Source organism: Cardiobacteriaceae bacterium TAE3-ERU3 (assembly GCA_019218315.1).
Taxonomy (GTDB): domain Bacteria; phylum Pseudomonadota; class Gammaproteobacteria; order Cardiobacteriales; family Cardiobacteriaceae; genus JAHUUI01.
Genome location: JAHUUI010000001.1, coordinates 614970 through 639863 on the forward strand (window position 1 = coordinate 614970; position 24894 = coordinate 639863).

Annotated in this window: 23 protein-coding genes and 1 pseudogene; 8 read left to right on the forward strand and 16 right to left on the reverse strand. The window is 50.9% G+C overall.

Annotated features, from left to right (window positions below; genetic code table 11):
- Window positions 1-99: 99 nt before the first annotated feature.
- Entirely contained in the window at window positions 100-2325 is a 2226-nt protein-coding gene (katG, locus tag KRX19_02760) for a catalase/peroxidase HPI (protein ID MBV7433936.1), read from the reverse strand.
- A 492-nt stretch (window positions 2326-2817) separates the two neighbouring features.
- Between katG and KRX19_02765 the strand changes: the two genes are divergently transcribed.
- Entirely contained in the window at window positions 2818-3747 is a 930-nt protein-coding gene (locus KRX19_02765) for a DMT family transporter (GenBank protein MBV7433937.1), read from the forward strand.
- 120 nt (window positions 3748-3867) lie between these two features.
- Here KRX19_02765 and KRX19_02770 read toward each other — a convergent pair whose 3' ends face one another.
- Window positions 3868-5166 (reverse strand): YihY/virulence factor BrkB family protein, encoded by a 1299-nt coding sequence (locus tag KRX19_02770; protein MBV7433938.1) that lies wholly within the window; start codon window positions 5164-5166, stop codon window positions 3868-3870.
- A gap of 185 nt (window positions 5167-5351) precedes the next feature.
- Between KRX19_02770 and KRX19_02775 the strand changes: the two genes are divergently transcribed.
- The 3 genes from KRX19_02775 (at window position 5352) to fkpA (ending at window position 7110) form a co-directional block, all read left to right on the forward strand.
- Entirely contained in the window at window positions 5352-5801 is a 450-nt protein-coding gene (locus KRX19_02775) for a universal stress protein (protein MBV7433939.1), read from the forward strand.
- A complete protein-coding gene (locus KRX19_02780; GenBank protein MBV7433940.1) occupies window positions 5798-6280 on the forward strand; it encodes a hypothetical protein in 483 nt (160 codons plus the stop codon). Before KRX19_02775 ends, KRX19_02780 begins: the two co-directional genes overlap by 4 nt.
- Window positions 6281-6369: 89 nt before the next feature.
- A complete protein-coding gene (gene fkpA / locus KRX19_02785) occupies window positions 6370-7110 on the forward strand; it encodes an FKBP-type peptidyl-prolyl cis-trans isomerase (protein MBV7433941.1) in 741 nt (246 codons plus the stop codon).
- Between the two features lie 69 nt (window positions 7111-7179).
- Here fkpA and KRX19_02790 read toward each other — a convergent pair whose 3' ends face one another.
- From KRX19_02790 to KRX19_02810, 5 genes are all read right to left on the reverse strand, one after another.
- The gene (locus KRX19_02790) at window positions 7180-7836 is read right to left on the reverse strand and encodes an epoxyqueuosine reductase QueH (protein MBV7433942.1); all 657 of its coding nucleotides are present in this window, start codon (window positions 7834-7836) and stop codon (window positions 7180-7182) included.
- Window positions 7833-8312, reverse strand: coding sequence for a hypothetical protein (locus KRX19_02795; GenBank protein MBV7433943.1), 480 nt, complete (start codon window positions 8310-8312; stop codon window positions 7833-7835). Before KRX19_02795 ends, KRX19_02790 begins: the two co-directional genes overlap by 4 nt.
- Before the next feature lie 100 nt (window positions 8313-8412).
- Window positions 8413-9630 carry a beta-ketoacyl-ACP synthase I gene (gene fabB / locus KRX19_02800; GenBank protein ID MBV7433944.1) on the reverse strand — a complete coding sequence of 406 codons (1218 nt, stop codon included), beginning with the start codon at window positions 9628-9630 and terminating at the stop codon, window positions 8413-8415.
- Window positions 9631-9648: 18 nt separating this feature from the next.
- Window positions 9649-10176, reverse strand: coding sequence for a 3-hydroxyacyl-[acyl-carrier-protein] dehydratase FabA (fabA, locus tag KRX19_02805; protein ID MBV7433945.1), 528 nt, complete (start codon window positions 10174-10176; stop codon window positions 9649-9651).
- A 9-nt stretch (window positions 10177-10185) separates the two neighbouring features.
- On the reverse strand, window positions 10186-11955 hold the full coding sequence (locus tag KRX19_02810) for a L,D-transpeptidase family protein (GenBank protein ID MBV7433946.1): 1770 nt from the start codon (window positions 11953-11955) through the stop codon (window positions 10186-10188).
- Between the two features lie 203 nt (window positions 11956-12158).
- On the opposite strand from KRX19_02810, the gene KRX19_02815 reads away from it, so the two are divergent.
- The 3 genes from KRX19_02815 (at window position 12159) to KRX19_02825 (ending at window position 14589) form a co-directional block, all read left to right on the forward strand.
- A complete protein-coding gene (locus KRX19_02815) occupies window positions 12159-12617 on the forward strand; it encodes an RDD family protein (protein ID MBV7433947.1) in 459 nt (152 codons plus the stop codon).
- A 13-nt stretch (window positions 12618-12630) separates the two neighbouring features.
- Window positions 12631-13830, forward strand: a complete 1200-nt coding sequence (locus KRX19_02820; protein MBV7433948.1) for an aspartate/tyrosine/aromatic aminotransferase — start codon at window positions 12631-12633, stop codon at window positions 13828-13830.
- Window positions 13831-13983: 153 nt separating this feature from the next.
- Window positions 13984-14589, forward strand: coding sequence for a hypothetical protein (locus tag KRX19_02825; protein MBV7433949.1), 606 nt, complete (start codon window positions 13984-13986; stop codon window positions 14587-14589).
- A 90-nt stretch (window positions 14590-14679) separates the two neighbouring features.
- Here the strand turns inward: KRX19_02825 and KRX19_02830 are convergent, their stop codons facing one another.
- From KRX19_02830 to KRX19_02845, 4 genes and pseudogenes are all read right to left on the reverse strand, one after another.
- Window positions 14680-15543, reverse strand: coding sequence for a CBS domain-containing protein (locus tag KRX19_02830; protein MBV7433950.1), 864 nt, complete (start codon window positions 15541-15543; stop codon window positions 14680-14682).
- 112 nt (window positions 15544-15655) lie between these two features.
- The gene (locus KRX19_02835) at window positions 15656-16132 is read right to left on the reverse strand and encodes a PAS domain S-box protein (protein MBV7433951.1); all 477 of its coding nucleotides are present in this window, start codon (window positions 16130-16132) and stop codon (window positions 15656-15658) included.
- Between the two features lie 96 nt (window positions 16133-16228).
- A pseudogene (locus KRX19_02840) lies at window positions 16229-16654 on the reverse strand (PAS domain S-box protein).
- A gap of 24 nt (window positions 16655-16678) precedes the next feature.
- Window positions 16679-17845 carry a benzoate/H(+) symporter BenE family transporter gene (locus tag KRX19_02845; GenBank protein ID MBV7433952.1) on the reverse strand — a complete coding sequence of 389 codons (1167 nt, stop codon included), beginning with the start codon at window positions 17843-17845 and terminating at the stop codon, window positions 16679-16681.
- A 63-nt stretch (window positions 17846-17908) separates the two neighbouring features.
- On the opposite strand from KRX19_02845, the gene ligB reads away from it, so the two are divergent.
- A complete protein-coding gene (gene ligB, locus KRX19_02850; GenBank protein MBV7433953.1) occupies window positions 17909-19630 on the forward strand; it encodes an NAD-dependent DNA ligase LigB in 1722 nt (573 codons plus the stop codon).
- Here the strand turns inward: ligB and KRX19_02855 are convergent.
- From KRX19_02855 to ccoG, 5 genes are all read right to left on the reverse strand, one after another.
- On the reverse strand, window positions 19627-20226 hold the full coding sequence (locus KRX19_02855) for a sulfite exporter TauE/SafE family protein (protein ID MBV7433954.1): 600 nt from the start codon (window positions 20224-20226) through the stop codon (window positions 19627-19629). The two genes, ligB and KRX19_02855, sit on opposite strands and share 4 nt — an antisense overlap.
- An 87-nt stretch (window positions 20227-20313) precedes the next feature.
- The gene (gene ccoS / locus KRX19_02860) at window positions 20314-20505 is read right to left on the reverse strand and encodes a cbb3-type cytochrome oxidase assembly protein CcoS (protein MBV7433955.1); all 192 of its coding nucleotides are present in this window, start codon (window positions 20503-20505) and stop codon (window positions 20314-20316) included.
- A 2-nt stretch (window positions 20506-20507) separates the two neighbouring features.
- Window positions 20508-22928 (reverse strand): heavy metal translocating P-type ATPase, encoded by a 2421-nt coding sequence (locus KRX19_02865; protein MBV7433956.1) that lies wholly within the window; start codon window positions 22926-22928, stop codon window positions 20508-20510.
- A complete protein-coding gene (locus KRX19_02870) occupies window positions 22921-23427 on the reverse strand; it encodes a FixH family protein (protein MBV7433957.1) in 507 nt (168 codons plus the stop codon). The genes KRX19_02865 and KRX19_02870 overlap by 8 nt, the downstream gene beginning before the upstream one ends.
- Window positions 23424-24794 carry a cytochrome c oxidase accessory protein CcoG gene (gene ccoG, locus KRX19_02875; GenBank protein ID MBV7433958.1) on the reverse strand — a complete coding sequence of 457 codons (1371 nt, stop codon included), beginning with the start codon at window positions 24792-24794 and terminating at the stop codon, window positions 23424-23426. The genes KRX19_02870 and ccoG overlap by 4 nt, the downstream gene beginning before the upstream one ends.
- Window positions 24795-24894: the final 100 nt, after the last annotated feature.

Consider the following 24894-nt stretch of genomic DNA (forward strand, 5'->3'; position numbering starts at 1 on the left):
TGGCAGAAAAAAGCACGCTGTTGCCAGCGTGCCAAAACCTCATGATGATTTTTTTATTTATATCTGATCCGCTTTCAGTACCAAAGCGGATGGCTGATGTTATTTCAGGTCGTAGCGGTCTGCATTCATGACCTTGACCCATGCCTTGACGAAATCGCGCACGAACTTCTCTTTATTGTCGTCCTGTGCGTAGACTTCTGCGTATGAGCGCAGAATTGAGTTCGAGCCGAACACGAGGTCAACGCGCGTCGCCGTCCATTTGCTTTCGCCACTTTGGCGGTCGCGGATTTCGTACAGGTTATCGCCAACCGGATTCCATGTGTTGTTCATGTCGGTGAGGTTAACGAAGAAGTCGTTACTGAGTACGCCTTCGCGGTCAGTAAAGACGCCGTGCTTGGTGCCACCGTGGTTGGTTCCAAGTACACGCATACCACCAATCAATACAGTCATTTCCGGTGCAGTCAGCCCCATCAATTGGGTGCGGTCGAGCAGCAGCTCTTCCGGAGCAACAGCGTATGCCTGCTTTTGCCAGTTGCGGTAGCCGTCGTGGATTGGCTCAAGATCAGCAAATGAATCGACGTCAGTTTGCTCATCGGTTGCATCGCCACGGCCTGGGGCAAATGGTACTTCAATATCGACACCGGCAGCCTTGGCTGCTTGTTCGACCGCGGCACTACCACCAAGGACAATCAGGTCGGCAATGCTGACTTTTTTGTCCAGTCCAGCCTGAATTTCTTCCAGCTTGGCGAGTACGCGCTGCAGGCGCTCAGGTTCATTGCCAGCCCAGTCTTTTTGTGGTGCAAGGCGAATGCGTGCGCCATTTGCGCCACCGCGGTAATCTGAGCCACGGTAAGTACGCGCGCTATCCCATGCAGTGTTGATCAGGTCAGTAGCCGAAAGCCCGCTGTTCAGCAGCTTATCTTTAAGTTCAGCAATTTCTGCGTCACTCAGGGTGTAATCAACCGCAGGAATCGGGTCTTGCCAGATGAGGTCTTCTGCAGGGACGTCAGGGCCAAGGTAGCGACTCTTCGGGCCAAGGTCACGGTGGGTGAGCTTAAACCATGCACGGGCAAAGACTTCACTGAAATAGTCAAAGTCCTCATAGAAGCGCTTCGAAATTTCACGATAGATAGGGTCCTTGATCATTGCCATGTCGGCATCGGTCATGATTGGGTTGCGGCGGACACCGGGAACGTGCGCATCGAATGGCTTGTCTTCTTCCTTGATGTCGATAGGCTCCCATTGCCACGCACCGGCCGGGCTCTTTTTTAGTTCCCAGTCGTAGTTGAACAGCAGGTAGAAGTAGCCGTTATCCCACTTGGTTGGCTCAGTCGTCCATGCGCCTTCAAGCCCGCTACTAACAGTATTTGCACCATTCCCTTTAGGGTTTTTCCAGCCAAATCCCTGGTCGGCAATATCAGCCGCTTCAGGTTCTGCGCCAAGCAGTTCTGCTTTGCCATTGCCGTGGCATTTACCAACGGTGTGGCCACCTGCAGCAAGCGCGACTGTTTCTTCGTCGTTCATTGCCATGCGCCCAAATGTGGTGCGGATGTCTTGAGCTGTTCTAAGCGGATCAGGATTGCCGTCAACGCCTTCCGGGTTGACGTAGATCAGACCCATTTGTACTGCAGCAAGTGGGTTTTCTAACGATTCACGGTTGTCATCATCGCTATAGCGGTTTTCAGTTGGCGCTAACCATTCTTTTTCTGAACCCCAGTAGACGTCTTTTTCCGGATGCCAAATATCTTCACGGCCACCAGCAAAACCAAACGTCTTCAGCCCCATGCTTTCGTAAGCAATGTTGCCGGCAAGAATCATCAGGTCAGCCCATGACAGTTTGTTGCCGTATTTCTTTTTGATTGGCCACAGCAAGCGACGTGCTTTATCGAGGCTGACGTTGTCTGGCCAGCTGTTGAGTGGTGCAAAGCGCTGGTTGCCAGTGTTGGCGCCACCACGGCCATCATCTTTGCGGTAGGTGCCAGCTGAGTGCCAAGCCATACGGATCATAAAGCCACCGTAGTGCCCCCAGTCTGCCGGCCACCATTCCTGGCTGTCGGTCATTAGCGCATGGAGATCTTGCTTGACGGCTTCGAGGTCGAGTTCGTTGAATGCCTTCTTGTAGTCGAAGTCCTCATCCATCGGATCAGTTTTGTGGTCATGCTGAGCGAGGATGTCGAGGTTAAGCGCATTTGGCCACCATTCCATCACTGAATTGCCTGCTTCGGTATTGGCACCGTGCATGACCGGGCAACCGCCTGCGCGCGGTTGGGTGTTGTCTGTATTGTGTTCGCCGTGTGATACCGGACATTTGCCTGATTGACTCATGATTGCCTCCAAGGACTGTATCGTTATATGAGCGCCATCAAACCTGCATAGTGCGGTTACCCCTGCATTGCTGCAATGGGTAGCCCGGTTTTGCGATACCACTTTAAAGACCACTGCAAAACGGAGTCATTTAAATATTTAATACGGACGACCGTTTTAAAAATGGTAGGTTATGGTTCATTGACGCTTGCCAAAACGGGAAAACATTGCCTCAATAGTTTGCCTCATGATGCAGAGTGTCTCCCGTTGCGCAATAAGATACAAAACCTTTTTGTATTTTGCAATACAAATTGAAAAACAGATTTTGTTGAGTTTTATAAATCAAAGAAGCGTATTTTGAACAAAATGGTTTAAGTACTCAATATTTAAGTAAATTTTTTATAAAACAAACAGTGAAGGATTGCTGTCAATACGAAAAAACTGCATGAATACACTATGGTAATGGTATTTTTTTGATATGATTCGCGCCAATTTCATTATTGGCAGTTCTTTATGAGTCAACAACACCGCCCTTTGCTGGGCGCATTATGGATGGTCGCCGCCGGCGTCACATTCGCGATCATCAACACCACACTGCAATATCTCGGCATACATTATTCAATCAACTCTGGTTCATCGGTGCTATTTCAATACGGTATTGCACTGTTGATCTTCTTGCCGCTGATGAAAACCGGCTCGATTCGGCGCGCCGTTCGTTCTGATTTTCGCTTATTACACATTGTGCGCGTTGGCGTATCAGTAATTGGTATTCAGCTGTGGACGTGGGCACTGGCCTATCCGGTGCCAATTTGGCAGGGCATTGCCTTGCTGATGACTTCTCCACTGTTTGCGACAGTTGGCTCCGGGCTGATTTTGCGCGAGTCTGTGAGCTTGGCGCGCTGGATTGCGACATTAGTTGGCTTTGCTGGTGCAATGTTGATTTTGCAGCCGTGGTCAGATGCATTTATGTGGGCGAGCCTATTGCCACTTGGTGCGGCATTTTTCTGGGCAAGTGCTTCACTTTTGACCAAATTCACCGTCAGCAAAGACAGCCCGACGACCATTGTGTTTTATCTGCTGGTATTGATGTTGCCATTTGATTTGATGTTTGGCTTGCCAAATCTGGTCATGCCACAGGGTTGGGAGCCATGGCTGATGTTGGTAGTGATTGGTGCGTTGACTGCGCTGGCGCAGTGGGCAATTGCCAAAGCCTATGCGACGGCAGATGCGTCATTTGTGCAGCCGTTTGACCACGTTAAACTGCCGCTCAATGTACTGGCCGGTTATCTCGTCTTTGGCTGGGTGCCGCCTGGCGCACTGTGGGTTGGCTCTGCGATGATTATTGCATCAGTGGCATTCGTCACCCATTACGAACACCGCCGCAATCCGGTTGAGGTGATTTGGGAAGAAACGCATCCTGACCGTAAAACAGCGAAGCACTAGTTATAGAGTTCCCAGTGTGATCGCGATGGGCTGGGCTATTAGCCACACTTAGCCGTTGCAAAAAAATGCCACCGTGAGGTGGCATTTTTATATCAAGCGAGATAGCGCTCGAACAAAGTACTATTCTTCTGATTCCACTTTGGCTTTTTCTGGCAAGCTTGGCTGCTGCTCACTCCATACATGCAGCGGTATATCAAGCTGTGCTTCGAGCCTCTCCTCGAGTACTTGGAATTGGCCGACATCAAGCGTAATGGTATCTTTGGGCATTGCTAATGCCTGATAGATTTCAAGCAGGGTATAGTACTTACGCGCTTTACTTGGCAAGTAGCGCGCTGGTACGTCATCAGCAATGACGATTAACTCAGCCTGATGAAGGCGGTTTAAGATAAAGCCAATTTTGGCAGGTGAGCTGTGTAGTGCGCTGCTCAGCTCTATGATTGATGGAGCAGTTTCGGCATTGGCAAATGCTTGGTCAATATGGGTCATGACGCCGATGCCTAGCAGCATTTGCTCATCCGCATACCACTCGTTTTCATCGTGCGGCGAAAGGCCATACGGCATTTGTAGCAGGCTTGCCACTTTTGCACCCATCAGAAACAGCAACCACAAGAAATACAGCCAGAACAGCATGATGATGACACTGGCAAAACTAGAGTAAATGACAGAGTATTTTGCTGATCCGGCAATGAAGCGGCTGAATATCCACGATACTGGGTACCACAGTAACAAGAAGAATGCTGCACCACCTAGGGCTGCTTTCCAATGTACTTTACGGTTAGGTATCCATGCATAAGTGCAAGCAATGAGTAGAAATACGATGCCCAATGGCAGTAGGCTCGTTAGAAGGTTAAATAAAATGCCGATGCCGGGATAGTGTAAAAAGGGTTGTAACCATGCTGCGTCCTTCATGCCCAGCATCATTGACATAATGGCACCGATAAGCAGCGGGGCAAGGATGATTGCGCTAATGTAGCCGCTGATGCGTGATTTTAATGAGCGTTCGGTTTCAACTCTCCAAATGCGGTTTAAAGTCAGTTCAATTTTTTGCGCCATATTGATGACGGAGACGAACAGCACGACAACCCCGACAATACCAAGACCACTGGCATTGGTTTGGCTGACAAACTGCACCAAATAATTGACGACTTCATCACCAGCTTTCCCCATTGGTGCAAAAATATCGTGCAGCCAAGGCTCAATAACGCCCTGAACACCAAAGCCCCGCAATAAGGAGAAGGCAACGGCTAAAAGAGGAACCAAAGTCAGGATCGTGACATAAACCAGCGCTTGCGCATCTTCGGGCAGTCGTTCTTTCATATATGCGCGGAAGAGTGCAAATGGATAAAATTTTGCCCACCGCCACGATTGTGGGCCGCGTGCCTTCCACCATTTTTGCCATGTATTGTCGATACCGGACATGTGTACTCACTTTATATATTTGTGTTAGAAAAACACTGCAGTACCACCTAATACAGGTAGTAAAAGGTGATTATTCATCTTTTTTACGGATTTTGACGATCTACGCAGTGCACAAAACAGGGGGTATAATAAGGGAAAGCTTTTCAGATAGAAAGGCACACGGCCAAGCAAAATGGAGGCGAGTAATGAGTAAATATCAGCATGTTCTATTGGTTACGGATTTGCGGGAAGATTGTGATCGGGTCGCAGAGCGTGCTAAAGCGGTTATCCGTGCAGCAGATAGCGCTAAAATCAGTGTTTTGCATATCGTGGAAGAAACCGTATTGACTGCGGGTTATGAAATTGTACCGATTGTGCCGGTCAGTAATGAAGTCGAGATGGTTCGCGAAGCACGCGAGCAAGTCAAAGCACTACTTGATCGCCATGGTATCGAGTCAGCTGACATCAACATCGAGACGGCATTGTCAACTCGTCGCGGTATTCTTGATTATGTAGAAAACAATGCGCCAGATTTGGTCGTGATTGGGCGTCACAAGCGCACCGGGCTTGCATCATTGCTCGGTGCAACCGCAGATGACATCTTGCCCGGCGTGAATTGCGATGTTTTGGTGGTTTATTTGGGTGATGCTGCTTGAGTGTACAGACAGTCAATGAGATAGAGCGTGCTCGCCTTGCACAATTGCTTGGCGAGTATGGGCTTAGCGTCAGCTACGTTGCAGAAGGTGAGGCTATTCCGGGCACTTTTTGGGGTGAACCGGAAGCGGGGCTGATCGGTAATACGCTTTATCTACGCCCAGATACACCTGTTCACTCAGCATTACATGAAGCGGGGCACTGGATTTGTATGGATGAGCAGCGCCGTGCACGGCTGCATACAGATGCGGGTGGCACGGTAGAGGAAGAGTGTGCAGTGAACTACTTGCAGATCCTGCTTGCTGATGCACTGCCTGATGTTGGGCGGGAACGTATGCTCGATGATATGACCGAATGGGGTTACTCTTATCGTGAAGGTAATGTTCGTGCATGGCTCTCAGGCGACGCCATTGACGCTTTGGCGTGGTTGGTTGAGCATGGATTGGCCAATAAGTATGGCCAGCGCATTAAGCAACCTTAAAAACCCGTATTTGTATGCTATGGCATACTGCGCCACAGAAGTAACAACATTAACTTTAATAATCGACTTCACAAGGAGTATTTATGAAAATGATGACATGTACAGCACTGGCTGCGGCAATGGCCGCCCTGTTTGCTCAGGCAAATGCTGCTGATCTTGGCAGTGATGAGCAGAAAGTCAGCTATACAATCGGTGTTGATATGGGGCAGTCGATTGCTCAGATCGATCAGAATAAGAGCCTCGACCTTGATGCATTGATTGAAGGCCTCAAGCAGGCTTATGCTGGTGACGATTTGGAATTGAGCCAGGAAGAGATGGAAGCCGCAATGAAATCATTTGCCGAATCTCGCATGAAAGAAATGCAGGCTGAAATGGAAAAAGTGGCTAATGAGAATGCTGAAAAAGGTAAGACTTTCCTCGAAGAGAATAAGAGCAAAGATGGTGTAAAAACCACGGATTCTGGCCTGCAGTATCTCGTCTTGGAAGAAGGTGAGGGTACACAGCCACAAGAAGGTGACAGCGTGACCGTCAATTACGAAGGCCGCTTGCTCGATGGTACCGTCTTTGACAGCTCTTATGATCGCGGTGAGCCAATCACCTTCAAACTCAATGAAGTGATCCCGGGTTGGACAGAAGGTTTACAGCTGATGAAAGAAGGCGGCAAGTCTACTTTCTTCATCCCTGCTGAGCTGGCTTATGGCGAGCAAGGCGCGGGCCCTGCAATTGGTCCCAACTCAACTTTGGTATTTGATGTAGAGCTACTCGGCGTCAATGATGATGGCGCAGAGGCAGCGCCGGCAGATGGTGAAGCTACTGCTGAACAGAAATAATCAATTCAATTTATTCAATTGATGAAAAAGCCTGCATTTTGTGCGGGCTTTTTTGTATCTGGTTGGGCTTTAGTCTTCTCGACCGTAGAATTTAACCCCGATTTTGATGCGCTCGCGCCCGTTGGATAGGCGGTGTTCATTGGTGTCGCGTAATGAGTAAACGCAGCCGCAGTACTCCTGCATATAGAATTCTTCGCGTTTGCTGATTTCGATCATACGCTGTGAGCCACCTTTTTTACGCCAGTTATACGTCCAGTATTGGACATCTGGATATGGCGCTGCTGCACGTTCACCGCAGTCATTGATCTGCTTCATGTTCTTCCAGCGAGAAATGCCAAGCGAGCTGGTAATGATTGGAAAGCCGTTTTCATGAGCGTACAGTGCGGTGCGCTCAAAGCGCATATCAAAGCACATAGTGCAGCGGATACCGCGCTCTGGCTCCATTTCCATACCTTTGGCACGGGCGAACCAGTTATCTGTATCGTAGTCGCAATCGACAAAAGGCACGTTGTACTTTTCGGCGAAAGCGATGTTTTCATCTTTGCGCAGCAGGTATTCCTTGCGCGGATGAATATTGGGATTGTAGAAAAATATGGTGTAGTCGATGCCCGAGGCGAGCATGGCTTCCATGACTTCACCTGAGCAGGGCGCACAGCAAGAGTGCAAGAGGACTTTTTTCTGCCCATCTGGTGGGACGAGCTTATCGCGTTCTGAGAGTTCAATCATGATGTTGGTTGGCTGTAATATTCTGGGTTTGCTTCGATAGGCTTACGTGCTTCGAAGATTTCTTCTAGAATGGGGCATGGTTCTTGATCGTTGAACACATAAGTGCTGCCCTTATAAACAATAGCGCCAGAGCATGGTGAACGTTCTGATTCAGCGGGATTATTTGTGATAACTTGTTCGTAGTAGGGCGCGCGGATTTGCGTACATTGGCGGTATTTCACGCGATTTTCTTCATCGACAAATACCGAGCGGTTACCGTCTTGGCATTGATAAATACCGCGCGTGACCAGCCTCATTTCGACGTTGTTAGCATCACTTTCTGAGAGCTCCCCGCTTGTGGCGCGTATATCATCGTTTGGATCGTTGAGCAGTGCGGGGGATATGCCCATATCATCACCGGATAGAGTGGCTGCTTCTGGAGCCGGTGGCATGATCTCAGCTTGTACACCGGCTGAGAGAGCATTTTGTTGATCCACTGATTCAACGTTGCTTATATGTTGCGCCGCAGCACTGCCAACTACGCTATATACAAAAAACAGCACAGAAGCAGATGTTGCGGCGTAACGAAGCACCAGCTTATACTCGGCTGAAGATCAGCGTTGCATTGGTGCCACCAAAGCCAAAGCTGTTGGACATAATGGCATTGAGGCGCTTTTTAACGTTCTCGCGCACGATTGGCAGCTCTAGCTCTTGTGCTTTTTCATCAAGATTATCGATATTGGCTGAGGCACAGACGAAATCATTTTGCATCATCAGCAATGCGTAAATGGCTTCGTTAGAGCCAGCTGCGCCAAGTGCATGGCCAGAAAGCGATTTGGTTGAGCTGATCAGTGGCACATCTTTGCCTTCAAAGGTCTTTTTGATTGCTTCGAGCTCACGGGTATCACCAATTGGCGTCGAGGTGCCGTGTGCATTGATATAATCAATGTCACCCTGATGGGTTTCCATGGCCATTTGCATGCAGCGAACAGCACCTTCACCAGATGGCTGCACCATATCGTAGCCGTCTGATGTTGCTCCATAGCCGGTGACTTCAGCAATAATTTCAGCACCACGCGCTTTGGCATGCTCATACTCTTCGAGCACAAGAATACTTCCACCACCTGAAATTACGAAGCCGTCGCGATCCGCGTCATAAGCGCGAGAAGCTTTTTCTGGGGTGTCGTTGTATTGAGTGGAGAGTGCGCCCATGGCATCAAAGAGCATGGTCATGGTCCAGTGGACTTCTTCACCGCCACCAGCAAAGACGATATCTTGTTTACCCATTTGAATCAGTTCAGCCGCGTTGCCGATGCAGTGCGCACTGGTCGAGCAGGCAGAACTCATCGAGTAGTTGACGCCTTTGATGCCAAATGGTGTGGCGAGGCACGCGGATGTGGTGGATGCCATTGTTTTGGTCACGCCATAAGGACCGATACGTCTGACGCCTTTTTCGCGCAGGATATCGGCGGCTTCGACTTGTGCCGATGGTGTAGCACCGCCACTACCAACGACGAGTCCGGTACGGGGATTCGAGATGAGTTCTTTGCTGAGTTTTGCCTGTTCGATGGCTTGTTGCATGGCAATATAGCAGTAGGCTGCGGTATTACCCATGAAACGCAAGGCTTTACGGTCAATGAGTGGCTTCAAGTCGATGTTGATATCGCCGTGTACGTGCGAGCGTAAGCCAAGTTCTTTGTATTCGGGTGAAAAGCGGATGCCAGATTTGAGGTTTTGTAGTGCGTGCAATACTTCTTTGGCGTTATTGCCTAGGCTGGACACGATGCCCATCCCGGTAATTACGACTCTTCTCATAATGATTTCCTCGTGCAATTAAAAGTCGCTGGTACTGGTGAACAGGCCGACGCGCAGATCTTTGCCATGGTAAATTTCTTTACCGTCAACGGACATGGTTGCATCGGCAATACCGAGGACAAGCTTACGCATGATGACCCGTTTAATATGAATGTGGTAGGTGATTTTTTTGTGTGTTGGTAGTACTTGTCCGCTGAACTTGACTTCGCCACAACCTAGTGCACGTCCGCGGCCTTTGCCGCCGCTCCAGCCGAGGTAAAAGCCAACCAGCTGCCACATGGCATCAAGGCCGAGACAGCCCGGCATGACGGGGTCGCCTTCAAAATGGCAATCAAAAAACCACAGGTCAGGATTGATATCAAGCTCGGCAATGATTTCGCCTTTGCCGTTGGCACCGCCGTGATCATTGATTTCGATGATGCGATCAATCATCAGCATGTTTGGCAGTGGTAATTGCGCATTGCCAGGGCCGAACAAGCGTGCGTGGCCGCACTCTAGTAATTCTTCTTTGGTGTAGGCGTTTTGTGCTTTGGCGTTCTCAGTCATTCTCGTCTCTTATGGATTGGTCAAAGCGTTATTGTATTGCCTGAGCAGCTTTTTATCCAAATTATAGATATCTGGTGCTTGGAGGATATTGCCATCAGGGGTTGCCCACATCGTCCAATAGACGAGATAGATTGGTGTTTCTTGTGGTGGATCTACCCAGCGTTCACGCGATTGATGTGTGGCACTGCGGATACTCTCCGGCGTCCATTGTGTTCCTTGGAGCAGAACGTTGGCGAAGTCTAGAGGGTCTTGCAGGCGTACGCAGCCAGAGCTGTATGCGCGGTTTGGGCGATTGAACAAATTCTTGCTCGGGGTATCGTGCAGGTAGATCGCGTGCTTGTTCGGGAACAGGAATTTCACTCGGCCGAGTGCGTTGTGCGCGCCGGGCTTTTGGCGCAGCGTATAGCCATTTCCACCATTGGCCCAGTTTACAGAGCTGGGTGCGACAACTTTGCCACTAGGAGTAATGACTTCATAAACGCCATCAAATGCACCGGGGTTACTGCGTAGGCGTGGTAGCTTGTCTTTACGCATAATGGTTGGTGGTACCGTCCAAGTTGGGCTCATGACTATATGGCGCAGGCGATCGATAAATGCCGGTGTTGGGCGGTCTGGGCGGCCAACAACAGATTTTGTTTCGTAAATTGGGCCATTTTCACCGTACATAATGACGCGGAAGCTGGGAATATTGACCAAGACATAAGGCATACCCAATGATTGTGGTAGCCAGCGTAGGCGCTCCATATTGATCATGATTTTGTCGAGCTTGTCTTGTTGTGACTGGTTGAGTAGCTCACGTGTGCTAGGGCCAACCACGCCATCTGCGGCAAGGCCGAAGCTGCTTTGGTAATCGATCACAGCTTGCTTGAGTTCAGCATCGTAGAAATGGCTGTCTCCAGCCAGCCCAAGCTTATTGCGCAGCACGGCAACTTCCGAGCTGGTCATGCCCGGCTTAAGGGTAGTGTGTAGCGTTTGGGCGCTGTTATTGATCCCCGGAGCTGATTGGCGGAGGCGGTTGTAAGTTCTCTTCAATGTTTGATAACGAACATCTTTAGCATTTAAGCGTTGGATGGGCTGGGTCAGATCGTCATCGAGGACGCCTTGAGCAAAGAGCTCGCTAAGCAGCTGGTCATCAAGTGGTGGTGCATTCCACTCTCGATGAGTGACGGTTGGATCAACAAGGCCGTTTGCCAAATCACCAAGCAAGGATAGGTAGGCATCACTGGCGAGTAACTCATAAGCAATGATGTCATTGTAATCTGTATTTGGTAGTAGGCTGATGAGTTGCTGGGCGTGGTAGTGCTGAGGGTTTAGGGCATCTTCTTCGGCACTGGTCACAAGCTGCTGAAGTACTTGCAGGCGCTCATTGAAATGATGCTCAAGCGTCCAAATAGTAGGATATTGCTGCTCGCGGTAAAAATGCGCGACCCGCTCAGGGTGGTTTAGTGCGATCTGCCGCCCCCCGATAGTGACGATATTAGGGGTTTCTTGTAGTGCTTGAATCAGCTTGATACGCATACTGTTGAAAGGCTGCATGGTCGAGCTGATGGTACGCCCGGCCTGAGCCATGAGTGCTGCTTTATCTTGAAGCTCGAATGTGTGGCTGGTGTCTTCAATACTGTCAGCGGTGGCACCAGGAGGGAGGTTATCTTCTAAGGTTGGCGCTGCATCATCAAAAACAGTATTTTCGAATGGGGTTTGTTGTTCTTGCGCAACAGCCGAGCTGCCAGCCCAAGTGGCTAGTGTTGTAATGGCGCAACGCACCCAAAATTGAAGCATGACCAAAGTCCTCAAAATTAAAGCATATACGGCATTTTACGTCTAAAATACACAAGATACCAGTATCTAACCTCAAACCTTAATGTTGCTTGTTTGCAACAACTAAACTTTAGCCGTATTAAAAGGGGCACATTGAATTTGTATCATGTTATACAATTCGTCCTCTAGTTTGCCTTTACACAAAAATCAGGTGTCTTTACGTTATGACTCTTTCCGATTCTTCCACCTCAGCCACACCTCCAGCTATATGGCGCATTCTTTGCGCGATGCTTTACGATGCACTTTTGGTTATTGCGTGCATTATGGTGTTTGGTTTCATCATGTTTGCTTTTAATCGTGGTGAGGTTATTGAGCGTGGCAGCGCGATGGGCTATGCGTTGCAAATTGGCATGGTGTGTATCTGGGCAGGGTTCTTCGCTTATTTTTGGTCTCGGCAAAGCCAAACGTTGGGTATGCGCGCATGGCGGCTGGTAGTGACGGACAATAACGGCCATTCGCCTACCTTTGCTCGTGCACTACTGCGCTGGCTGATGGCGCTATTGACGTTATTGCCCGCTGGAATTGGCTTGTGGTGGCGATGGCTGGACGCTGACCGGCGTAGCCTATATGATCGCTTATCCGGCACCCGAATGTTCGTGCTTGCCCGTAATCCCTACCGTTAGTTGAGGAGTCGCCATGTTTAGCAAAATAGAACCTATTGCCAATGATCCAATTCTCAATTTGTCGCGCTTGTATAACGAAGATATCCGCGTAGACAAAATTGATGTCGGGGTTGGTGTTTATCAGAATGCACAAGGTGAAACGCCAGTCATGCGTGCTGTAAAGGAAGCAGAACAGCGAGTATGGTTGAGCCAAAACAGTAAAAAATATTTTGGTTTGGCGGGTAACGTAGCTTTCAATGAAGCCATGGGCAAATTGGTACTGGATGGCGCAGTGCCATCTTCGCGTTACCGGGTTAATCAAAGTATTGCCGGCACTGGCGCTTTACGCTTGATTGCCGAGACATTGGCATCGGTTAAGCCACAAGCGTGCGTATGGGTACCTGACCCAACTTGGGGCAACCATATTCCCATTTTTGAGGCAGCTGGCTTTGAGGTTAAGACCTATCCTTATTATGACTATGAAGCTGCTGCTTTGCGTCGTAGTGATTTCTTTGAGGCAATGCGGGCGCTGGGCCCGGATGATGTCGTTGTGCTGCACGGCTGTTGCCATAATCCCTCTGGTGAAGACCTTAATCGCGAAGACTGGCAGACTTTGGCTGATATTGCATTGGAGCGTGGCTTTTTGCCAGTTATTGATCTTGCCTACCTCGGCTTTGGTGACGGCATAGAAGAGGATGCGTATGGGTTGCGTCTGTTGGCAAAGCAGGTTGAAACCATGTTTATTGGCGTCTCGTGCTCGAAAAATTTTGGTCTTTATCGTGATCGTGCCGGCGTCGCGATTACGATTGCGGCGAATGACCGTATCGCTGGCGCATTGCAATCCCATCTTGAAGCAGCCAGCCGTACAATGGTGTCTATGCCGGCTGACCATGGTGCAGTGGTCGTTGCAGAAATATTGAATGATGCTGAGCTGTATCAGCAATGGCAGGAAGAGCTCTCGGAAATGGTTGCAAATATTAAGCGCTATCGACGTGAACTTGCAGATGCACTATTTGATGTGACTGGTGACGAATGGTCATTCATTACTCGCCAACGTGGCATGTTTTCCCTGCTGCCGTTAGGGCATGAACGGGTGGAGCGGTTGCGGGAGCAGTACGGCATTTACGTCGTCGGCGCTGGTCGTATTAATTTGGCCGGGCTACATCGTGAATCTTCAAGCATGGCCTTTGCTCAAGCAATAGACGCTGTTTTACGTGAGCCAGCAAAAGGATGATGCTCAAGCTGACAAAATAGTAAGCTAAAGATAATGCTGCTTGTTGTTATGGTTTAAGTGTGAGATTCTGGCTAATACACGTTTGAAAGTATTCGTCTTTGAATCATTTGGGCTTGAATCGTTTGGTTATTCAGCCTAAAACATGGAGGCTATATGAGAAAACAACTTTTATTAACTTTGGTGTTAGTGATGGGCAGTGCTTATGCAGATAACGAAGCACAAGAACGTGCGAAAGATCATGTTCAGCCGACACCTAATGCGAGTGTGACAACGCAAGCGGTAACTGAGCAAACAACGGTAGTAGAAAGTGAACAGGGTACCGAAATCAACTCGACTAGAGCAGTATCGATTGATAACAGTGAAGCTGGTCAGTTGGCCGTGGCTGAAGAGTCTGCTTCCGAGTTGATTTTGCCTGAAGGTCAGATCATCAATAATCAGATGGACTTACAGCAAACCATCGACAAAATGCAATCGGCCTTCAAAGCGCTACAAGGTGCTTCTTCCACTTCTGCGATGCAGGCTCAAGCAAATACGCTGACGGAATATGCTGGTCAGGCGCAAGCCTTGCTTGCACAAGATCAAGATCAGATGCAATTGAGTGACCCCGAGCAGATTATGGCTGATATTAAGCAATTGCGTGGTCTGTTGGTTGAATTGAATGCAGCGTTAGATACTGGTGATGTTGCTTTGGCCAAGACCAAGGTTGATGTTATTGCTCAGGCACAGGATGGCTTTTATCGTCATTTTACGCCTCAGTAAATAACGGATGAATGATAGGTAAAAAGAACTAAATAAAAAGCCGGAATCTCCGGCTTTTTATTTTTATAGTTTGAGTGTATTCAATGATCACTATTCGTAGGATTCTTCTTCTGGAGGGCTGACCGTACGAACGCTTAAGGTTAAGATACGACGCTGATTTGCTTTGGAAACCGTGATCTGCAGGTTATCTACATGAATGGCATCGCCACTTACCGGCATACGCCCGAGTGCGGCCAAAACGTAGCCACCAATGGTATCTGCGTCTTCTTCATTGAGTGCTGAACCAAATGCTTCGTTGAAATCTTCGATTGGCGTCAGAGCTTTGACCAGGAAGCTACCATCCTGAAGGGTGATGATGTCTGCATCTTCAATTTCATCGTGCTCATCGTCGATCTCGCCAACAATCTCTTCAATGACATCTTCAATGGTCACAAGGCCGGATAGATTGCCGTATTCATCCATGACAAGTGCCATATGTGTGCGCTGGGTGCGGAAATCGTGCAGCATGGTATCGAGAGGCTTACTTTCTGGCACTACAGTTGCTTCGCGCAAGAGGTGCATAAAGCCTTCTTGGGTATCGGCTGATGTCAGTAGTGGCAGTAGGTCTTTGCTTAGCAGTAGACCAAGCAGTTTCTCATGCTCTTCATCCACGACAGGATAGCGTGAATGGCCTGAATCAAGAATCACAGAAAGAACTTTGTCCATAGACCAGTTTTCTTGCAGGACAACCATCTGCCCCCGTGGAATCATGATGTCACGAACTTGGGTTTCATGGATGGTTAGGAGAGATTCCATCATATTGGCAGTATCTGCGCTGATGGTTTGTGCTTCTTGAGCAGATTGAACGGCGATACGGACGGCATCGCGGCTATCGGAGGATTCGCTGGATTCGCCCCATAAAGAGCTTAGGCGATCCAGCCAACTCGACTTCGATTCTGGAGGGTCTTCGTTCATGAAATAAATTGTATTGTGGAAACAGAGATATTGTAGCGATTTTCTACCGTGGCGCAATAAAGTTAATACAATAAATAAGCTACGTCACTGTCGGCTAAGTGCTACCAGCAGCTTAATCTCCCAGTTCTTTTTGCCGCATGGCTAAATAACGTTGCTCAAACATATCGCTTTTATCTTGATCGACGGTACGTCGTACGGATGTGTAGCCTGTGATTTTACCTTTCTCGAATTCAGGCTCGACGGTGGCGTAAACCCAATAAAACTTGCCGTCCTTACGTAGATTCTTAACGAAACCATGCCATTCTTTGCCTTTGGTGATTGTTTGCCACATATCGCGATATACGCGTGCGGGCATGTCTGGATGGCGCATGATACAGTGCGGCATACCGACAAGCTCATCCTCACTGTAGCCACTAATATCAATGAATGAATGGTTAGCGTAGGTAATGACGCCTTCCAGATCGGTTTGGCTCACCAAAATAACGCCACTGCGGATGTTGTAGCGTTCTCCGGTAATATAGACCGTGCGTTTTTGCTTGTGGTAATAGTGCAATTCTTTACAGACGGCCTGCGGGTCTGTCGATGGCATATCGGCAATGATTTTATGATCGTCGGGTAGGCTCTTGCCAGCGGCTTGGCGGCGCAGGCCAGCATAGGCTTTTTCGCAGCGATTGATTGCATCAGTATCCATGGTTCTTCGTACTGATGTATAGCCGATGATTTTGCTGTCACGGATGATTGGAACTACTGTGGCATAGACCCAATAGTGATCGCCATTTTTGCGTAAATTTTTTACATAGCCATGCCATTCTTCACCAGCTTGAATAGTCTGCCACATATCTTTGAAAATAGAGCTGGGCAAATCCGGGTGGCGAACAATATGGTGCGGCGCACCAACCAACTCTTCCTTACTGTAGCCACTAACTTCGATGAAGGCGCGATTGGCGTGAGTAATCACGCCTTTGGCGTCTGTCCGTGAGACGAGAATGACTCCAGGTCGGAAGTTGTGCAATTTTTGGGTTGGATAGACGGTTTTTTGTGCGCCGTCAAAATAGCGCATATCTACAGCAGAGACTCCCTGTCCGCCATATATGCCTAGAACGTCATCCATAACGTCTCCTTACAATATATGTAATTATCTTTTTGTTTTATAAAATAAAACAAAAACTGTACCAAAGATAATACCCCAGAATGCAGAGCCAATTCCACATAAATTCACACCGGATGCTGTGACGAGGAAAGTGATCATGGCCGCTTCGCGATATTCTGCGTCCTTGCTTGCGAACCACAAACTGTTGGCAATGGTCGGAATCAGTGCCAATCCGGCAAGAACAGCGACGAAAATGCTAGGAAAAGCGGCAAAAAGTGCGGTAACCGTTGCGCCAAACAATGCGACCAGCAAATAGAAAATGCCCGTCCAAATACCGGCTGTGTAGCGCTTGTTTTTGTCTGGGTGGACGTCTTCACTCATAGCTAGTGCTGCGGTGATTGCTGCGAGGTTAATGGCAAACCCACCAAAAGGTGCGAGCAATATGCCCAGTCCGCCCGTGGTTGATAATGCGGCAGAAGTTGGCGGTGGATAACCCGCGGCACGCATGACCGTCACGCCGGGTAAGTTTTGCGAGGTCATGGTGACGATATAAAGCGGCAATGCCGCGCTGATGATTGCTTGCCAGCTAAACTCAGGCATAACCGCAATCGGTATGGCAATGGTGGTGCTGATATCGTCGAGAGGCAGGCCTTGTTGCCATGCGACCCAGCCTAGACCGGCAAGCATCACCAATAAAATGCTGTATTTGGGCACAAGACGGCGTGTGACTAGCCATACAGCACAAAGCAGTAGCGGTAATCCGTCCAGCGCCAATGGGGTTCGAAATACATCCATGCCAAAGCCGATCAGAATACCGGCGAGCATTGCCGAGCTGAGCGCCTGCGGAATTTTATCCATAAACCGCGCGAATAAACCGGTAATGCCACTGAGGAAAATCAAAAGAGAGCTGATGATAAATGCGCCAATTGCCTCGTTCAGTGTGAATGGTGTTAGGGCAGTAATCAGCAGTGCCGCACCAGGCGTTGACCACGCAGTGATTACCGGCATTTTGTAATACCAAGACAGGCCAAGTGAGCTCAACCCTGTGCCGATGGTCAGCGCAGTGATCCAACTAGCGATTTGTGCCTGATCTGCGCCAGCAGCCTGTGCGGCTTGAAAAATCAGCGCAACACTGCTGGTAAAGCCGACCAGCACTACAATCCAGCCTGCAACCACGCATGAGAGGCGAGTATCTTTAATCCACTGCGGCATATATTTTTCCGTGTAAAAGTTTTGTGCAAAAGCACGATGATAGACAAAGCTGGTAAATATGTCATGCCTTACTTATTTTCTGCTAAGGTGATTGTGAACGTCTGCGAGGATAAAGAAATGATGCGCTTGTATTTATTGTGTTTGTCTCTCTTTAGCAGTTGGGCCGTTAGTGCAGAGTGCGCGGATGACGCAACCCGTATTGCCCTCGGTCGTCAGCTTGCAGAGTGGAATCAAACCTACCGCTTGACCGGCGCTTCATCAGTCGATGATGCCAGTTACGACGCACTCAAAGCGCAGTGGCAGCGCTGGCAAATTTGTGCCGGAGAGTTGGTGCAGGCTGATGCTTTACCGCTCCCGGATCACCGCCCATTACTCACTCATCCTTACCCACACCGTCGCTTGCCCAAAGGTGATGCCGATAGTGTCGGGCAGTGGTTTTCCCGCCAACAAGGGCAGGTATATGCTCAGCCAAAAGTAGATGGTATTGCGGCGACGCTGATTTATCGCAACGGCAAACTCGCCGCCGCGATCAGTCGAGGCGATGGGATACAAGGGCAGGATTGGACGCAGGCCGTACAAGAGATGCCTAATGTGCCACAAACATGGCCAAGTGATGCGGAAACCGTATTGCAAGGTGAACTGTATTGGCGTGCACCGTTTACCTATAACGATGGTGATCGTGCACAACGCTCGGCGGTGATGGCAGCATTACAAAGTGAAGCCCCGGACAGTGATGATCTTAATCATATCGGCTTCTTTCCATGGGACTATCCGCAAGGTGCTACGACCATGCAGGCGCGCTTGGCGGCACTAACAGCAGCCGGATTTGATGTTGCAGATTGGAGCATTACCGTTAACAGCCGCGCAGAAATTGCGCAGTTGCGTAAGCGTTGGGCTGCGGCTGAATTGCCATTTGCTGCTGATGGTATTGTCCTTAAAAGCGATATTCAGCAGGAAAGCAATTTCCGTTACAACGGTGAGCGCCACGATGCCATCGCGTGGAAATTCACCCCGCGTAGTGCAGTAACTGCGGTGGATTGGGTCGATTTTACGGTTGGCAGACGTGGCGAAATAACGCCACTACTGCATCTGCATCCGGTTACCATCAATGGTCGCAAAATCAGCCGCGTCAGTATGGGCAGCGTGGCGAATTGGCAGCGTCAGGATGTGCGCCCTAATGATCAAGTCAATATTGCTTTGAATGGCAGCGTTATCCCTTATCTTAAAGATGTTGTGTGGCGTGCACCGCAACGTGTAGATGTGGACGTACCCGATAGCAAGCAATATAACGCTTGGACGTGCCTCAACTACAGCCCGGATTGTGCCGACCAATTCACCGCGCGACTGGTGTGGCTATCCGGCAAAGACGGACTGGATTTGCACGGCATCGGCACTGCTCGCTGGCAAGACTTGGCGCATCAAGGTGCAATTCACCATATCCTCGACTGGCTGGACTGGACAGCCGCTGACATACAGCAATTTGACGGCTTCGGCAGAAAGCGTGCGGGCAAATGGGCCTCGCAATTTACCGTTGCCAAAGCTCGCTCGCAAACAGATTGGCTAATCGCGCTTGGTCTACCCGCCAATCGCGACGAATGGCAATACTGGCAGCAAGCCGGACTACCTGACAGCATCAGCGATCTTGCAGTCCTAACTGTACATGATTGGCAAAGCTATTCAGGCATCGGCAACCACCGCGCTGCAACCCTCATTCGCTTCTTCCAAGAATGGGAACAGCGCGGCTGGACACAGCGGCTGCATAATGCTGGTGTCATGGTCTTTTAATGCATGTGCAGGGCTTGCCATGCTGACCAGCAGCCGAGGGCGATGATGGTCAGGGCGAGGGTAATTTTACCGGCATCCGAGGTGAGGGGTTTGATGATTGCGGCTGAGAAGAAAGTGACCGAGAGCATGGACGGCAATGTGCCGATACCGAAGCAGAGCATAATCAGGGCAGCGGTGAGTGGATTGGCACTACTGATGGCAAGCCCGAGTGCGGAATAAATAAGGCCGCAAGGCAATAGTCCCCACAAAAGACCAAGAATAAAACCGTCACTGTGGCTGCGCACAGGGATAAAGGCGCGGGTGAGCCTGGCAATCGGTTGCCACAGTGTGTAGCCATAGCGTTCGAGGCGGCGTAATGGTGTGGCGGGCAGCAGCATAAAAATGCCGGTGAGAATAATAATGATGGCGCTGAACCAGCGTAAAGCAGCACTCCAGCGCGGCATTTGCGCGTGAATACCGAGCAGCGGCAAGACGATACCGAGTACGATGCCGAGCAGCGTGTAACTCAACAAACGGCCGCCGTGATAAGCGGGGATAAAGCGCTTGTGGCTGGCGTTTAAACCAAGGCTGGCGCCGATGCCGCCACACATGCCCATGCAGTGGGCGCTCCCTGCGAGTCCGGTAGCAAAAGCGCTGAGCAGTAGTGTAGATAGGTCTGTGGTGAGCAAATGGATACCGCGTACTTATGACTGTTTTTCTTGTTCGCTATTTCTGCGTTGGCGCTCGCGTTCGGCGTCGCTGTCATCAAGCAAGGGAATCATGCTGGGTGCGTCGAGGTCGTCGAATTGTCGGTTTTTGATCGCCCAGCGGAAGGCAATGATGGCGATGACGACCATCATGATCGATAGGGGAATGAGCAGGTAGAGGATGGTCATGTTTAGCTGTCCGTTGGGTTGTGTGCGGTGGGTGGTGGCGGGGTGCGGTGCACGCGCAGGGCGTTGAGGACGACGAGCAGCGAGCTGGCAGACATGCCGAGCGCGGCAATCCACGGGGTGAGCAGGCCGAAGATGGCGAGTGGCAGTACGGTGAGGTTATAGACGGCTGACCACACGAGGTTTTGCTTGATCAGGCGTTTGCTGTTCGCCGCGAGGTCGAACAGAAAGGGCAATGCTTCGGGGCCGTGGTGTAAAAATACGATGTCGGCGTGGGTTTGCGATAGCGGGTTGGCTTTGCCAACCGCGACGGATACGTCGGCGGCAGCGAGGACGGGCGCATCGTTGATGCCGTCACCAATCATTAGCGTCGAGCCTTGCAGGCTGTTGAGGTAGTCGAGTTTGGCGGCGGGGGTGAGGTCGCCATGTGCATCGTTGATGTGTAGGGCATTGGCAATACTGCGTACGTTGTCGCTGCGGTCGCCGCTGGCGATGTGCAGTTGGTAGCGGCGCAGTTGTGCGAGGGTGCGTGCGAGGTCGGGGCGTAGCGGGTCGGCAAAGGTGAAGTGTGCCTGTATGCCGTCGGCATTGGCGAGATATACATCTATGCACGGTTGGTCGTGCGTCGGGTCAGAGAGCGGTTGGTGACCGTGCTGCTGCATGAGTGTGGCGCTGCCGATGTACCACGTTTCGCCGTCGATGTTGCCGCTGATGCCCATGCTTTCGTGTTGTTCGATGTTGGTTGCGTTAGCTGCTTCGATGGGCTGACGGATAAAGTACCACGCGATGGGGTGGCTGCTGTTTTGTTCGAGGGCTTTGGCGATTTGCCAGATGCGGGCTGGGTTGGGGTGGCTAATGTGTTCGTGGGTGAGGGTGAGTTGCCCACCGGTGAGGGTGCCGGTTTTGTCGAACAGGATGTTGTTTATGTCGCCGAGGCGGTCGATGGTGTTGCTGTCTTTGATCAGGATGCCGAGGCGGTTGGCGTGGTTGAGTGCGCTGGTCAGTGCGGTGGGGGTGGCGAGCGACAGGGCACAAGGGCAGGTGGCGACGAGGACGGCGAGGGCGATGTCGAAGGCGCGTTCGGGGGCGATGAATTGCCACACGAGGTAGCCCGCAGCGGCAAGAACGAGGACGAGGGCGATGGTGTGGCGTGCGATGCGTTCGTTGCGGTCGATGATGGGCGAGCGGTGTTGCGCGGCGCGGTCGATAAGGCGGCGGATGGCGGCGAGGGTGGTTTGTTGGCCGGTTTGTTCGACGTGGATGTCGATCGGGCTTTGCAGGTTGGTGCTGCCGGCGAGGACGGGATCGCCGATGCTGCGCGTGAGCGGGGTGCTTTCACCGCTGAGCATGGCTTCGTCAATACGCGTGCTGCCGCTGGCGATGGTGCCATCAACGGGGATGGTGTGTCCGGCGTGGACGGTGATGGTGTCGCCGTGCTGGACGGTGGTGAGTGGAATGAGGGTGTGGCTGCCGTCGGCTTCGCGGCGGCTGACGGCATCGGGTAGCAATTTGGCAAAGCGGATGTCGTTGAGGCGGGCGCGGCGGCGGGCGAGAAATTCGAGGAAGCGGCTGATCGAGAGGAAAAAGATGAACATAGTGACGGAGTCAAAATAGACTTCGCCGCTGCCGATAAGGGTGTGGTAAACGCTGGCGAGGTATGCGCCGAGGGTAGCGATGGCGATGGGTAGATCCATGTTGATGCGGCGTACGCGCAGCCCTTGCCATGCACCAGCGAGGAATGGCCAGCCGCTGTAGAACATGACGGGCGTGGTGAGTGCCATGCTGACCCAGCGCAGCAGTTCGCTGTATTCGCGTTCGATACCGAGGAAGTCGCCGCTGTAGAGGCCGGTGGCGAACATCATGACTTGCATCATGCCGAGGCCGGCGACGATGAGGCGCAATAGGCTTTGGTTGCGGATGCGGTGCTGGTGCGATTCGTCTTGTGATGGGGTAAAGAGATTGGGGGTGTAGCCAAGGCGGGCGATGGTGATGAGGATATCGCTGAGTTGGCTGTCGTGCCAGCGGATTTCGGCGCGGCCGTTGGTGGTGTTGACGCGTACGTCGTCGACCAGTTCGGCGCGCTCAAGGGCGCTGCGGATTAGCCAGCTACAGGCGGCACAGTGGATGCCGTCGATATAGAGGTGTAGCTCGTGGCTGCCGCTTTCATCGGTATAGACGTATTGTTCGGCGACGGCGGGTAGGCCGTAGGCGCGCCAGTGCTGCTCGTCAGTGATGTTGTCGGGACGTGGGGCGGCGTTGTCGCGTGCTTGGTAATATGCGCCAAGGTCTTGCTGATGAATGAGGCTGGCAACACCGAGGCAGGCGTGGCAGCAGAAGTGGCGTTCTGCGCCGTTGAGGTCTGCGTGGACGTCGATGCCGGTAGGGATAGGCAAGCGGCAGTGGTAGCAGGTGGTGGCGTCACTCATGCAGGGTTAGCGGTATGGCCTTGGCGTTCTTTTGGTGGCGGACATCACTGATGCCCTGTAGTTCCCAAGTTGGATTTTCGGCTGGCCGTAGGCGCACGTACCATTTTTGCCCAACCAAGGTATTGATAAGGGTATCAGTCAGAGGGTAGGTATTGGGCGCAAAAGCTTTGAGGGTATGGCTTTGGTCGGCATCAGCACGCGTGGCGTGCTCAAGTACGAAGGTTAGCGGCTCGCTGATCGGCGGGTCGGTGTCGAGCACAATCGCGACTTGTGCCGGATCGAGCGTGGCGCTGATAGCGATATCGTTGGCATAGATGCTGTGTTTACCCGGCGCCAAGCCTTGCTTTTGATAGCTTTCCATTACTGCTGATTCCTTGCTCGATAAGGCGAGGTAAATCGTCACTGCACTGCCACATACAGTGAGAAATGGCACGACGATAATCAGGATAAGAATATAGTTTTTATACCACGGGATGTGTGGCGTTGATTCGTTACTCAATGCAATGGCCTTAAAAATTTACTTTCGGTTTCAGCGCTGTCACTCTGGTCATCGCTTGGCGTGACGATGAAACGAATGGGTTGGCTTGGCACGGTCAAGTCATGCGATGGTACGTTGACGCGAACTGTCTCATCATACACCTGTGCGGGGGCAATCGTGAAGGTGGTTTTGCCGTCAATCTCTGCGCCAGTTATACCATCAATACTTAAGGTGTAATCGCGGACACGCTCAGTTTTGTTCATGATTTGGACGGTATAAATATTCTGAATGCGATCGCCGGAAATGGCACGCGAGAGGACGTTACGGTCACGCAAGACGCTGATGTCGACGTTACTTTTGTTAATCAGTGCAACCACAAACAGGACGAAGGCAATCGATAATACAAATCCATAAGCGAAAGTTTTTGGGCGCAGGAAGCGGGTCGGCTTGCCGGCCAGTGCCTTGGTCGAAGTGTAGCGGATCAGGCCGCGTGGAGCGTTGATTTGATCCATCATGTTGTCGCAAGCATCGATACAGGCGGCACAAGCGATACACTCAAGTTGCAGACCATCACGGATGTCGATACCGGTCGGGCACACTTGTACGCACATGGTGCAATCGACGCAGAAGCCGAGATTTTCAGGGTTATCGCGGTCTTTTCTTTTCAGGCGGCGACGTGGTTCACCGCGGTTTTCGTCGTAGGCGATGATCAGGGTGTCCTGATCAAACATTGCACCCTGAAAGCGCGCATACGGGCACATGAATTTACAGAATTTCTCACGCACGATACCCGCTTGAAGGTAGCAGAAGCCACCGTAAAACAGTACCCAGAAATAAGTGATGATGCCGAGGTTTGCGGTGAAAAAGTCCGGGATCAGTTGGCGGATAGGGTAGAAATAGCCAACGAAGCCAATGCCGGTGAAGATGCACACCAGCATCCAGGCGCTGTATTTACCGAAGCGCTTGCTGATTTTTTTAGCATTCCATGGTGAGCGGGTCAGCTTGAGCTGCTCGGAGCGGTTACCTTCGATCTTTTGCTCAATCCACAGGAAAACTTCGGTATAGACAGTTTGCGGGCAGGCATAGCCACACCAGACGCGCCCGAGCAAAGAGGTGAAGAAGAACAGGACAAGCGCAAGGCCGAGCAGAATGAAGGTAAGCAGGATGAAGTCTTGTGGCCAGATGTTGAGGCTGAAGATGTAGAAGCGGCGGTGTGCGAGGTCAAACCAGATTGCTTGACGGCCATCCCACTGGATGAAAGGCAAAATATGAAAGATACCGAGTAGGGCGAGAACTGCTATTTTGCGCAGATTTTGAAAGCGGCCTTTAACTGGTCGCGGACGGATTTTGACGTGTTTGTCGTAAGCCGGTGCGGAAACGTTTGCCATGGTATTTAAGTTTCATGATGAAAATGGATGAGTGGCACTGATATAGTCATTATGTATAAAGCGGCCGTGCCAGCCGTAAAAGAAACTGGCGCGGCTTAAT